At 71.1% G+C, this 12698-nt stretch carries 13 protein-coding genes; 3 read left to right on the top strand and 10 right to left on the bottom strand.

The genetic code is table 11. The features are described 5' to 3' along the window. Positions 1–38: 38 nt before the first annotated feature. A complete protein-coding gene (locus DEI89_RS01745; protein WP_110902289.1) occupies positions 39–917 on the bottom strand; it encodes a pentapeptide repeat-containing protein in 879 nt (292 codons plus the stop codon). A 439-nt stretch (positions 918–1356) separates the two neighbouring features. On the opposite strand from DEI89_RS01745, the gene DEI89_RS01740 reads away from it, so the two are divergent. Further along, positions 1357–1827 (top strand): arsenate reductase ArsC, encoded by a 471-nt coding sequence (locus DEI89_RS01740; RefSeq protein WP_110902288.1) that lies wholly within the window; start codon positions 1357–1359, stop codon positions 1825–1827. A gap of 44 nt (positions 1828–1871) precedes the next feature. Here DEI89_RS01740 and DEI89_RS17540 read toward each other — a convergent pair whose 3' ends face one another. From DEI89_RS17540 to DEI89_RS01725, 3 genes are all read right to left on the bottom strand, one after another. After that, positions 1872–2033, bottom strand: coding sequence for a hypothetical protein (locus DEI89_RS17540; protein WP_181421453.1), 162 nt, complete (start codon positions 2031–2033; stop codon positions 1872–1874). A 114-nt stretch (positions 2034–2147) separates the two neighbouring features. Further along, positions 2148–2600: an NUDIX hydrolase gene (locus DEI89_RS01730; protein ID WP_110902286.1), complete on the bottom strand. Its 453-nt coding sequence runs from the start codon at positions 2598–2600 to the stop codon at positions 2148–2150. Between the two features lie 4 nt (positions 2601–2604). Next, the gene (locus tag DEI89_RS01725; protein WP_110902285.1) at positions 2605–3366 is read right to left on the bottom strand and encodes an SDR family oxidoreductase; all 762 of its coding nucleotides are present in this window, start codon (positions 3364–3366) and stop codon (positions 2605–2607) included. 175 nt (positions 3367–3541) lie between these two features. Between DEI89_RS01725 and DEI89_RS01720 the strand changes: the two genes are divergently transcribed. Further along, positions 3542–4015 carry an NfeD family protein gene (locus tag DEI89_RS01720; RefSeq protein ID WP_258366064.1) on the top strand — a complete coding sequence of 158 codons (474 nt, stop codon included), beginning with the start codon at positions 3542–3544 and terminating at the stop codon, positions 4013–4015. After that, positions 4012–5175 carry an SPFH domain-containing protein gene (locus tag DEI89_RS01715; RefSeq protein ID WP_110902284.1) on the top strand — a complete coding sequence of 388 codons (1164 nt, stop codon included), beginning with the start codon at positions 4012–4014 and terminating at the stop codon, positions 5173–5175. Before DEI89_RS01720 ends, DEI89_RS01715 begins: the two co-directional genes overlap by 4 nt. An 85-nt stretch (positions 5176–5260) precedes the next feature. On the opposite strand, the gene DEI89_RS01710 is transcribed toward DEI89_RS01715, so the two are convergent. The 6 genes from DEI89_RS01710 to DEI89_RS01685 form a co-directional block, all read right to left on the bottom strand. Then, entirely contained in the window at positions 5261–5611 is a 351-nt protein-coding gene (locus tag DEI89_RS01710) for an RNA polymerase-binding protein RbpA (protein ID WP_110902283.1), read from the bottom strand. A gap of 121 nt (positions 5612–5732) precedes the next feature. After that, positions 5733–7307 carry an apolipoprotein N-acyltransferase gene (gene lnt, locus DEI89_RS01705; RefSeq protein WP_258368617.1) on the bottom strand — a complete coding sequence of 525 codons (1575 nt, stop codon included), beginning with the start codon at positions 7305–7307 and terminating at the stop codon, positions 5733–5735. A gap of 32 nt (positions 7308–7339) precedes the next feature. Beyond that, complete coding sequence (locus tag DEI89_RS01700) at positions 7340–9778, bottom strand: RNA helicase (RefSeq protein WP_110902282.1); 2439 nt, start codon at positions 9776–9778, stop codon at positions 7340–7342. Beyond that, positions 9775–10527 (bottom strand): twin-arginine translocase subunit TatC, encoded by a 753-nt coding sequence (tatC, locus tag DEI89_RS01695; protein WP_110902281.1) that lies wholly within the window; start codon positions 10525–10527, stop codon positions 9775–9777. The genes DEI89_RS01700 and tatC overlap by 4 nt, the downstream gene beginning before the upstream one ends. 94 nt (positions 10528–10621) lie before the next feature. Continuing rightward, positions 10622–11593 (bottom strand): YafY family protein, encoded by a 972-nt coding sequence (locus DEI89_RS01690; protein ID WP_110902280.1) that lies wholly within the window; start codon positions 11591–11593, stop codon positions 10622–10624. Then, a complete protein-coding gene (locus tag DEI89_RS01685; protein WP_110902279.1) occupies positions 11586–12668 on the bottom strand; it encodes a YafY family protein in 1083 nt (360 codons plus the stop codon). Before DEI89_RS01685 ends, DEI89_RS01690 begins: the two co-directional genes overlap by 8 nt. Between the last annotated feature and the right edge of the window lie 30 nt (positions 12669–12698).

Genomic DNA, 12698 nt, shown 5'->3' with positions numbered 1-12698 from the left:
CCACGGGCCTCCCGTCCGTCAGGGCGTCGGTCAGGGCATCAGCACGGCCAGTGGGACGGCCGCTGGAACCCGTCGTCCAGGCGGGTGCGCGCGTCGCCGCGGGCGGCGTTCACCTGCATCTGCGTCAGGTACACGGCTCCGCGGAGGTCGGCTCCGGAGAGGTCGGTGTCACGGAGGTCCGCACCGATGCACTCGCACCGGCGCAGGTCCGCGCCGGTGAGGTCGGCGCCGATGAGGAGCGCACCGCGGAGGCTCGCGCCGCGCAGGTCCGCCTGCCGCAGGTCGACGCCGAGCAGGTCCGCACCGGGACCGACGCGCACGCGCCCGACCCGGCGGTCGTCGCCGGCTCGGGCGACGCTGCCTCGGACATCGCCGGCACCGACCCGGGCGTGCCGGCTGGCGGTGAGGAGGAGCGGTCGAGCTGCGTCGTACTCGGCGTCCACGTCCACGTCCAGCAATGTGCGCGGGTCGGCGTCGCTCAGGTCCCGGACCCGGTCGAACCGTTGCGTCAGCTCGGCAGCCGCATGTGGGTCGCGCGTGATGGTGATCGCCTCGTCCAGGTAGCGGAGCAGCTCGTGGAGTCGGCGGACGACCGGGAAGACGGCGAACATGGCGTCCCGGGTCGCCGTGTCGTCCCGCCAGGAGCGGCCCGCGAAGGTGTGGCGGGACACCTTCTGCCCGGCACCCGAGCAGTCGAAGACCGTGCAGCCGCGGAACCCCTCGACCCGCAAGCGTGGGTGAATCGTGCAGCCGTCGGCGGCGTCGAGGTTCCCGCACGGGTCGCCGGCGTCCTTGTCGACCGGGAAGTCGACCGACCGGGTGAACGCCAGCGCGACGCAGCACAGGCCGAAGCAGTTGGCGCAGTCGGCCCCGAGGTCCTCGCGGCGGCCGAGGGTGACCCGGGTGCGTGTCGTCATCGCCGACGAGGCTAGCCCAGCGCTCGGTCGCGCTCACCCACCGGTGCAGTGGTAGCGACGGCTCTCGGTGCGGTCCGGGTCGGCGCGGACGTCGAGGACCGCGGGAGTGCACTCCTGATCGACCGCGGCGCTCCGCCCCACCCGCTCCTTCTAGTTGACATAATACGCATTATCGGCGCACTGCTCGAGGTGCCCGAACGGCTGTGCGGGACGGCTCACATCGGCTGCGCACAACGGAAGCCCACCGGAACCGCGGCATCCGACGGTTCCGGCCGGCTTCGGTTGTGCGGCGCCCTGGCGGAACTGGCCCTGTTCGTGGTGCCCGGGAACGAACCGGCGCTCCGGGCGTAGCGGCGGTCGGGCTCAGCCGGTCGGACCCCGACCCGGAGCACCCGGAGTACGTGCGTCTCACCGGTCGCTTGTCCGGCACGATGGACGTATGACCGAAGCGCCCGAACGTGACGAGCACGACCCTCGCGACCAACACGACCAGCACGACCAGCCCGACCAGCACGTCCCCCGCCCCGCCGTCCTGTTCGTCTGCGTGCACAACGCCGGCCGGTCGCAGATGGCAGCGGGCTTCCTCCGCGCGATCGCCGGTGACCGCATCGACGTCTTCTCCGCCGGCTCCGAGCCCGCCGACCGGGTGAACGAGGTCGCGGTGGCCGCCATGCACGAGGTCGGGATCGACATCGTGGGCCGGACCCCGACTGTCCTCACCACCGAGGCCGTCCGTCACGCCGACGTCGTCGTGACCATGGGCTGCGGCGACGCCTGCCCCGTCTTCCCCGGCAAGCGGTACGAGGACTGGGAGCTCACCGACCCGGCCGGCCTGCCGCTCGAGGCCGTCCGTCCGATCCGCGACGACGTCCGCGGACACGTCGAACGCCTGGTGTCGACACTCGTCTGAGTGCCGTCACCAGGCGTCCGGCGTGGTGTGCGAGCGCGCTCGCGTCAGTTCGACGAGTCGTCGGACGTGGTCGGGACGTCCGAGCTGTCGATCTCGAGGGCTGCCTGCTCCCCGCCCTGCTCGCCGACGGTGGACTGCTCCGTGTCGGGCTGCTCGGGCTCTGCCTGCGTGGTCTCTTCTGCCGGATCCGGCTGGCTGTACGTCATGGCCGCGACGCTACGCCGGAGACCGGTCACTGCTCGCAGGGACCGTGACGGTCGACGGACGGGAGGACCGTGGCGGCCTGGCCACGGGCCTCCCGTCCGACCACAGGGTGACGATCAGTCGCGGTGGCGACGCACCAGGTCCGGCAGCTCGGCGGGCTCGTACGACTCGTCCGTCGCGTCGAGTTCGTCGGCGGTCCACCAGCGCGACGCCAGGATGTCCACCCGTTCGTCATCGGTCCATCCCGTATCCGACAGCTCGAACCCCGGGGTCCGCACCACGTAGAACTCGGCGTGCCCGCGGTCGTGGTCGGCCTGGTCCCAGCCGACGGTGAAGTCCCACGACCACACCGGCTCGCCCGGGTCGGTGATCTCGATGCCGGTCTCCTCGCGGAGCTCGCGGATCGCCGCGTCCCGGTGGGACTCCCCCGGGTCGACGCCGCCACCGGGCGTGATCCACCGGTGTGCGCCGTCGGACGACGGTGCCTTCGTGTCCATCAGGAACACGCGGCCCGCCGGGTCGAGCAACAGGATGCGGGAGGTCCGGCGCAGGCCGGGTGAGGCGGTCACGGTGTCAGGCCGTGAAGGAGCTGACGTCGCCGACGAGCTTCGTGTGGTCGGCAGGGATCGGTTCGACCGCGGCGAGGGCGATCTCGGCGGCGAACTCGGAGACGCTGTAGAGCTTGCCGACCGCGTCCCGACGACCCTCGATCGCGCCCGGGTTCAACCGGTTCAGCAGGGTCGCCGTGATGGTGCCCTCGATCATGTCGCCGGAGACGGTGACGAACTCGATGCCCGCGGCCTCGAGCTGGGGCAGGAGCTCGCGGAGGGCGAGCTCGCCGGCGCGCTTGCTCTTCGCGACCGGGACGTACTCGGGCATGGTCTCGGCGGTCTCGACGAAGTGCGCCTGGTGGCTCGTGACGAAGACCACGCGGGAGCCCGACGGCATGTGCGGCACGGCCGTCTGGAGCATGTCGACCTGGGCGTCGCGGTTCAGGCGGAGCGCGTAGTCCTCGCCCATGCCGGACTCCATGCCACCGGAGGCGTTGAGCACGAGCAGGTCGATGCCACCCCACTCGGCGACGACCGCGTCGACCATGGCCTGAACGGAGTCGTGATCCGTGAGGTCGGCCTGCAGTGCCAGGGCCGATCCCCCGGCGGCGGCGACCTTCTCGACGATCTGCTCGGCGCGACGGGCCTTGTTGCGGTAGTTGACGACGACCTTCGCACCGGCCTCGGCCAGGTACCCGACCGTGTCCGCACCGATGCCGCGAGAGGACCCGGTGACGAGGGCGCGCGTGCCGTCGAGGGATCCGGGGGCGAGGGGGCTGCTCACAGTGGTGACTCCTGTCGTCGGGCGGCGCCGGTCCTGGTCGTCCCGGGCGGCATCGAGCCTAGCAAGGGGCCCGCGCCACGTCGGCGCGTCAGTGGTGGCTGATACGTTGGACGCAACAGGACCGGACGTCGCGATGCTGCGGATGCCGTGCGCGATGCAAGGGGAGGGAGATCGCGTGAACGTCTCGGAATGGACCCAGGTGATCGTGTGGATCGCCCTGGTGCTCGTGTTGGGAGTGGTCGAGGTCTTCACGCTCGACTTCATCTTCCTCATGCTCGCGGCCGGTGCCGCCGGCGGGTTGATCGCCGCACTGCTCGGCGCCCCGTGGTGGCTCAGCGCCATCATCGCCGCGGTGCTCGCGCTGCTGCTGCTCGCCGTCGTCCGCCCCCGCGTGCTCCAGGCGCTGAACCGTGGTGCCGACCCGCACCGCACCGGCGTCGAGGGCCTGGTCGGCATGGCCGGCACGGTCGCCCTCGCGTTCACGCCGTCCGCCCCCGGCCAGGTCCGCCTGGCCAACGGTGAGACCTGGAGTGCCCGCTTCGCACCCGGCGCCGTCGACCGCACGCCACCGCTCGGCACGCGCGTGGTCGTCGAGTCCATCGAAGGTTCCACCGCCGTCGTCCGCATCGAACAGAAGGCAGCCCAATGACGCTCTCCACCGGGACGGTCGTGCTCATCGTCCTGATCGTGGTCATCGTGATCTTCGTGATCACGGTCCTCGCGAAGGCCATCCGGATCGTTCCCCAGGCCACGGCCGGTGTCGTGGAACGGCTCGGGAAGTACCACAAGACCCTCACGCCCGGGCTGAACCTGCTGGTGCCGTTCATCGACCGACTCCGCCCGCTCATCGACATGCGTGAACAGGTCGTCTCGTTCCCGCCGCAGCCGGTCATCACCGAGGACAACCTGGTCGTCTCGATCGACACGGTCGTCTACTTCCAGGTGACCGACGCCCGCGCGGCGACGTACGAGATCGCGAACTACCTCGGTGCCGTCGAGCAGCTCACCACGACCACCCTGCGCAACGTCGTCGGTGGTCTGAACCTCGAAGAGGCGCTGACCAGCCGCGACAACATCAACGGCCAGCTCCGCGTCGTGCTCGACGAAGCGACCGGCAAGTGGGGCATCCGCGTCGGCCGCGTGGAGCTGAAGGCCATCGAGCCGCCCGTGTCGATCGTCGACGCCATGGAACAGCAGCTGCGCGCCGAGCGGAACCGTCGTGCGGCGATCCTGCAGGCCGAGGGCACCAAGCAGTCGCAGATCCTCGAGGCCGAGGGGCAGCGGCAGGCCGCGATCCTCGGTGCCGAAGGTGATGCGAAGGCCCAGGTCCTCCGGGCCGAGGGTGAAGCGCAGGCCATCGCCACGGTGTTCGACGCCATCCACCAGGGCGACCCGGACGAGAAGCTGCTGTCGTACCAGTACCTGCAGATGCTCCCGAAGATCGCCGAGGGCAACTCGAACAAGCTGTGGATGATCCCGAGCGAGTTCACCGAGGCGCTGTCCGGCATCGCCAAGGGCTTCAGCGCCCAGCGGACCGGTTCCGGCGGGTCGGCTGCCGGCGGCGCTGCCGGATCGGACTTCCTGTCCCGCATCTCGAAGCTCGCCGACGAGAGCCTCGCGAACACCCAGGCGCGGGACGGCGCCGGACGCTCCGGCTCCCCCGCGGCCGACGCCTCGGTCGCGGACATCGTGCCGCCGTCGGAGCTCGACGACCGCCTGGCCCAGTCGGACCGCAGCGTGGACGAGCGCCTCTCCGCCGCCGACCAGGAGGCCGACACGGCGTTCGGCACCCACCGGACGCGCGACTGACCCCGTCCGCCGCCGGACACGACGACGGCCCGCTCCCCTGCTGGGGGGCGGGCCGTTCTTTGTTCGGGTGCTGCGCCGCTCTGGTCTAGGCGCCGCGACGGGCTCGGAGGACCTGGAGACGTTCCTCCAGCAGTTCCTCGAGCTCCTCGCGGGAGCGCCGTTCGAGCAGCATGTCCCAGTGGGTCCGCGGTGCCTTGACGTCCTCTGCAGCGATGTCGACGGGCTTGCCGTCCTCGCCGAGCAGACGCCCTTCCCAGCCGCTTCGCGGGTCCGACCACACCGGCGGGACCTCCGCGTCGGCGGAGAACACCACGTCGAAGGTCTCGCCCGATGCCGCCTGGTAGACGGCGCGCTTCCGTTCGGAGAGCTCGACACCGTCCTCGCTCTGGAGGCTCTGGCTCCCGAGCCGCATGCCTCGGAGACTCCGATCAGCCATGTCCGACTCCTCTCGCTCGTTCCCCCGGTCCAACCCACACCACCCGGGTTTCGTTCCGAGGGCGCTGCATTCACAGTCGCTTCCCAGTGCGCAGGATCCGACGGGCACCCGTCGGACGGCGTCAGCCGTGCCGGCGTCGCCAAGGAGCGCAGGCCAGCAGCACGAGCAGTCCACCGAGTGACAGCACGAGCGTGACGTCCCTGGAGGCGACCGTGGCGGGCGTCGTCGAGGTGCCCAGCGGGACGTCGGTCACCATCGAGGTCGCCGTGTACGCGGGCACCCGGTCGATGGTGCGCCCGTCCGGGTCGATCACCTGCGACGCCCCGACGGTCGAGGTGTTCACGAGCGAGCGCCCGGTCTCGACGGCCCGCATCCGCGCGATCTCGAGCTGCTGCAGGTTCTCGTCGGTCCCGTCGAAGTCCGCGTTGTTCGTCTGCGCCAGGATGACCTGCGCTCCCCCACGTGCCAGGTCGGCGGTCAGTCCGTCGTCGACGACGTCGAAGCAGATCATCACACCCGCACGGATGCCGGCGACCGGCAGCACGTTCGGCTTCGTCCCGGGTGTGTAGTCGCGCTGCAGCAGGCCGATGAGCGAGGGCGCGAGCTTCGAGTAGAACCAACGGTCGGGCACGTACTCGCCGAACGGCACCGGGCGCTTCTTGTCGTAGGAGGCCTGCCAGCCGTCCGCGCCCCAGACGAACGAGGTGTTGTGGAGCACGCCCGACGACGTCTGCGTCACGGCCCCGGCGACGAGGGGTGCGCCGACGCTCTGCACGACCGCGTCCAGGGCCCCGGCGATGACCGGTTCCCGGCGCGGGTCGTACTCGGCGGCCGCCTCGGGCCAGACGACCAGGTCCACGCCCCGGGCGTCGACGTCGGTCGCGGCGACCTGTGACCGCAACACGTCACCCGGCTGCGCGCGGTCGAAGTACCCCGCGGGGCCGTTGCCCTGCACGGACTCGACGCGCACTGTCCCGTCGACGGCCGTCGGCCACGCGGGCACGGCCAGCACCGCGGCCACGAGCAGTCCCGCCGTCGCGATCCGCATCGGCAGCCGGACACCGCCGACCAGTCCGAGCGAGACCACCACGGCGACGCAGTACACGACGACGAAGCTCAGTCCGAGCACGCCGACGTACGCGGCGAGGTGTGTGAACGGACCCTGCGACTGCGACAGACCGACGCGTCCCCACGCGAAGCCGCCGTACGGCCAGCTGCCCGAGAACCACTCGCGTCCGGTCCAGAGCGCTGCCACCACTGCCGGGAGGCCCCACACCCGCCCGGCGGTCGAGGGCACCACGCGCGCGACCCAGCGGTAGGCCAGTGCGATCGCCACCGTGCCGACGGCGAAGAGCGCCGCCTCGAGCAGCGCCAGCGCGAACCAGGGCACCGGTCCGAGGTAGCGGCCCGCCCACGAGATCGCGGGCACCCAGAACGTCGCTCCGGCGAGCAGTCCGAGCCAGGCCGCCCGACGAGCGCGCTGTCCCATCGCCGCGAGCAGGAGGCACGCCACGGCCGGGTAGGCCAGGAACCACCAGCCGGGCGACGGGAACGACAGGGCGAAGAGGAGCCCCCCGATCACCGACAGCGGCAGCGCCTGGCCGAGCGGCAGCGCCGCGAACACCGACGTCGACTCCGCGACGACGGGCGTCGTCGTCCGGGTCGCACGGCGGACGTCCGCATGTGCCGGGCGCACGGCTGTCACGGGGACCGACACTGGGCCTCCCGTCAGACCGTCGCGTACGCGACGATGCCGCGGCGGACCGCGTCGGTGGCGCGTCGGGCGGTCTGCGCGAGGTCCGGGTCGCCGGCGTTCCGGATCTGGTCGAGGAGGTCGATGACCTGCTTCGACCAACGCACGAAGTCCCCTGCGGCCAGGTCGAGCGAGCGCAGGACGTCGTCGAGCGGCGAACCCGACGCCCAGCGGAACATGCCGAGCGCGATCGCCGGGGTCGGCGGCTCGGATCCGGCCAGCCGGGCGTCCCGCTCGACGTCATCCAGGCGGGACCAGATCGTCAGCGTCTCGTCGAGCGCCGGCCGGAACGCCCCACGCGGGACGGCGTGCTCGGTGCCCGGAGCGTCCTCGCGACGCGGCTGGTAGACGATCGTCGCCGCCATGCCGGCGAGCTGCGCGGGGGTGAGGTCCTTCCAGACCCCGGCCTCCAGGCACTCGGCGACCAACAGGTCCCGGTCGCCGTAGATGCGCTGCAGTCGGCGGCCACCGGCGGCCACGGTCACGTCGCCCTGCTCGTCCTGCACCAGGTAACCGAGGGCGAGGAGCACGTCGGTGACGCGGTCGAACGTCGTCGCGACCGCACCCGTGCGGGAGCGGATCTGCTGCACGAGCTTGTCGTTGGTGCGCTTGAGCTTGTACCAGCGCTCGGCCCAGCGGGCATGCGCCTCCCGGTCGGGGCAGGCGTGACAGGGGTGCCGCTGGAGCTGGCGGCGGACCTCGCTGATCGCTGCCTGACGCTCCTGGCGGGCACCGTGCGACGCCTCGCGACCACCGGGCACGTTGGTGCGCTCGAGGTCCGAGAGTCGCCGACGCAGCGCCGCGTACTCGGTGAAGTCACCGAGGTGGCACTGCATGGCGTCCTGGTAGCCGTCCAGGGACTCCTGCTGCGACCGCACCTTGCGCGCCAGGTCGACGACCGAACGGTCCGCCTGGAACTGTGCGAACGAGGTCTCGAGGACCTCGCGGGTGCGGTCCCGACCGAACTGCTCGATCAGGTTCACGGCCATGTTGTAGGTCGGCTTGAACGACGAGTTCAGCGGGTAGGTGCGACGGCTCGCCAGCGACGCGACGGCCTGCGGCTCGAGCCCGTCCGTCCACTGCACGACCGAGTGCCCCTCGACGTCGATGCCGCGGCGACCCGCGCGACCGGTGAGCTGCGTGTACTCCCCCGGCGTGATCGGGACCCGGGCCTCGCCGTTGAACTTCTCGAGCTTCTCCAGCACGACGGTGCGCGCGGGCATGTTGACCCCGAGCGCGAGGGTCTCGGTGGCGAAGACGACCTTCACCAGCTTGCGTTGGAAGAGGTCCTCCACGACCTCCTTGAAGGCGGGCAGCAGGCCGGCGTGGTGCGCGGCGACACCGCGCTCCAGGCCCTCCAGCCACTCCCAGTACCCGAGCACGGCCAGGTCCTCGTCGAGCAGGGTGCGGCAGTGGTACTCGGCCGTCTCGCGGATCTCCCGGCGCTCGTCGGCCGTCGTCAGGGACAGCCCGGAGCGGACGACGTGGCGGACGCCCTGGTCGCAGCCGTTCCGGCTGAAGACGAAGAAGATCGCCGGCAGCAGCATGCGCTCGTCCAGCATCTTCGCGATCTGTTCGCGGTGTGCCTTCTCAGTACGCGGACCCCGACGCTCCGGGAACCCGCCGCGGCCACCGCGTCGACCCCGCGGACCACCGGACCCCCGGGAGGCGCTGCCCACCAGACGGAGCAGCTCCGGGTTGACCCGGTTGGTCGCGGCGGCACCCGACGAGTCGAACAGGTCGACCATCTTGTTGCCGACGAGGACGTGCTGGTCGAGCGGGACCGGACGGTCCTCGGAGACGATGACGTCGGTGTCGCCGCGGACCGTCTGCAGCCAGTCACCGAACTCCTCGGCATTGCTGACCGTGGCAGACAGCGAGACCAGCCGGACCTCGGTCGGCAGGTGCAGGATGACCTCTTCCCACACCGCGCCGCGGAACCGGTCGGCCAGGTAGTGCACCTCGTCGAGCACGACCCACGCAAGGTCGTCGAGCAGGTCGGAGTCCGCGTAGATCATGTTCCGCAGGACCTCGGTCGTCATCACGACGACGCGGGCCCGGGGGTTGACGTTCGTGTCACCGGTGAGCAGGCCGACCTCGGTCTCCCCGTAAGCCTGGACGAGCTCGGCGTACTTCTGGTTGCTCAACGCCTTCATCGGCGTCGTGTAGAACACCTTCGCCGTCGGCTGCCGCATCGCCAACCAGATGGCGAACTCGGCGATGATCGTCTTGCCGGCACCGGTCGGCGCTGCGACCAGGACGCTCCGGCCCTGGTCGACGGAGTCGCACGCCGCGAACTGGAACGGGTCGAGGTCGAAGCGCAGGTCGGTGCGGAACAGCTCGAGGTTCCGGGACCGGGAGCGGACCTTCGCGGCGGCGAACCGCTCGGCGGGGCTGAGGCTGGTCTCGGTCACAGGCCGTACTCCTCGTCGAGCTTCGCCTGGCGCTTCGCCACGCGGCGGTCGTGGATCCACGTGACCAGGCAGGCCGCGAAGTAGAGCACGACCATCGGGATCGCCAGGATGAACATCGACAGGATGTCCGCCGACGGGGTCACCAGTGCGGTGAAGATCAGGATGAGGACGATCGCGACCCGCCACGAGCGGACGATCGCCGCCGCCGACAGGACGCCGACGAAGTTCAGCAGCACCAGGAAGACCGGCAGCACGAAGGCGATGCCGACCGCGACGATGAGCTTGATGACGAAGTCGTAGTAGGCCTTCGCATCGACGATCGAGGTGTCCTGTGCGGAGACGAAGCTGCCGAGGATCCCGACCACGTGCGGCAGGACGTACCAGCCGAACGCGCAACCGGCGAAGAACAGGGGGATCGCGGTGCCGAGGAAGCCCCACACGTACTGCTTCTCGCGGCGGACCAGGGCCGGGACGATGAACGCCCAGATCTGGTAGAGCCACACCGGGCTCGCGATGACGACGCCGATCGTGATCGCGATCTGCAGCCGGAGGTCGAAGGCGCCGGTGATCATCGGGAAGTTCAGCTCGGCAGTGTGCCCACCGACCCGGGCGAGCTGCGTCACCGGGGCACGGAGCGAATCGAGCACGAAGGGGGTGAGGAACCAACCGCCGATCGCGCCCACCAGCACCGCGACGACCGCCTTGAAGAGACGGTTGCGCAGCTCGATCAGGTGCTGCCCGAGGGACATGCGGCCTTCGGGCTCCTTCGGCCGGCGCCCTTGCCGCTTCTCTCGCCCGCTCGCGGTCGTCGAAGCCATGGTCCGATCCTACGGCAGCGGTCTCTCAGTGCACGTCGAGAGCGGCGGCGGCGAAGTCGTGGACGGCCTGCCGGGCGGCCGGCGGGTCGAGCACCACGGCACGGCCCGGCAAGCCGGCGACCAGACGGACCACTCCGTCGAACCCGGCCGAGGCCGCGAGCCGGATGCGCACCCGTCCGTCGTCGTCCGGCGCGTCCGCGGTGTCCGCGAGGAAGTCGGCCACCAGCGGCAGCGACGACCCGTCGAGCTCCACCGTCACGATGACGTCCTGGGCGCTCTGCTGGAACAGCGTGTCCGGCAGGACCACGTCGTCGATGGTCCGTTCCGCGGGACGGCCGTCGACGCGCACGCCGGACATCCGGTCCAGTCGGAAGGTCCGGATCGCGGCACGGTCGAGGTCCCAGGCGCGCAGGTACCAGTCCGCGTCGATCGACTCCACCCGGAGCGGGTCGACCCGGCGTGTGCTGCCCTGCGTCCGCGGTCCGGCGTACTCGAACTGCAGACCGCGACGGCCCGACATGGCCTCCCTGATCACCGTGAGGGCGGCGTCGTGCAGGTCCTGGCCGACGGCGACGTTGCCCGCCACACCGCCGGCGCCACGGGACAGCTTCGCCATCAGGGCACGGATCGCGTCCTTGTCCGCGGCCTCGGGCAGCGCCGACAGGTACTGCAGCCCGGCGATGAGCGCCGAGGCCTCGCGGGCGGACAACCGCGGGGCGTCGTCGATCGCCACCAGGTTCGTCAGGACGATCATGTCGTTCTGGTCGAAGTCGTCCCACGCGATGTCGAACAGGTCACCGTGCTGGTACTGCATGGTCTCGCCGGGGACACCGGAGACCGCGATGAGCTCGACGGCACGGCGGATCCGGGACTCCGGGACGCCGAAGTGCCGTGCCGCCTCGGACACGGAGACGCGCTCGCGGTCGATCAGGTACGGCACGAGGGCCAGCAGGAACGCCAGTTTGTCCTGCGCCTGCAGCGGTTGGGCGTCAGCCATGTGTCGCTCCGTCGTTCCCCGTGGTCGCGCCCGCGACGCCGCTGTCCGGTGCACCGGTGTGGTCCTCGACGAGCACGCGGAGCCGGTCGACCACACGCTGCCGCAGGTCCTCGGGTTCGACGACGCGGACCTCGGGCCCGAAGGCCGCCAGTTCCTCGGCCAGGATCTGCGGGTCGACGTGGTGGATCACGAGTTCACCCTCGGTGGTCGAGGTCGTGTCCCGGCGTCGGGTCAGTCGTCGCTCAGCATCGGAGCCCGGGACGACGTGCACGGTCGCCGTGCGCTCGGCCCAGACGCGGTCGAGGCCCGCCAGAGCCCGCTCCCCGGCGTCGGCCGGCGCCGGGTGCTGCCCGACCTCGTACTGGGTGACCGGCCCGACGATCCGGGCGAGCAGGTAGTTCTTCTCGGAGCGGGTCGCGAACTCGTGCGCGGCGAGCATCCACCGGCCGCCGTGCTGCACGAGCGCGAGCGGGGCGAGTTCGCGCACCTGCGCCTCGTGGTGCCCCGGTGTGATGTACGAGAACCGGACGGCCGCCGCCCGGTCGAGGGCCGAACGCAGCGGCTCGAAGGCAGCGTCCCGGGTGCGCAGCCGCGGAGCGTACGCACCGATGGCAGAGGCGCCGTCACCGGCGTCGTGCTCCGACCCGTCGTCGTCGGACCCGGCGGAACGGACCTTCAGCAGACCGCGGCGGGAGTCGGCGGACAGTGCGCCCTCGCGCCAGGCCATCGCGGCCAGGGAGAGCAGCGCGGACTCGTCCGGGGTGAACCGGACGTCCAGAGGCAGGTCGTACTCGCCCTTCGGGATGCGGTAGCGCAGCGTCTGGTTGTTACCGGCGGCGCCCGGGGTCTCGATCGTCTCGAGCGGGATGCCGAGCTCGCGGACGTCGTCCTTGTCGCGCTCGAACTGTCGCTCGAGCGAGGCGTTGTCCCCGCCGGCGCTGTACCGCTGCCGGTAGCCCTGCACGTTCGCGAGGATCTCGGACTTCGTCAGCCCGGACTCCGTCGACAGCAGCGCGAGGACCAGGCTGAACAGCCGTTCCTCAGCGGGCACACGGGGAGCACGAGTGGTGGGCACGTGCCGATCCTACGCAGCCTGTGGTGCGGG

It is taken from the genome of Curtobacterium sp. MCBD17_030, assembly GCF_003224255.1.
Taxonomy (GTDB): Bacteria; Actinomycetota; Actinomycetes; order Actinomycetales; family Microbacteriaceae; genus Curtobacterium.
The sequence above is the reverse complement of the archived record's forward strand: the minus strand, read 5'-3'. Positions and strand labels throughout refer to the sequence as shown.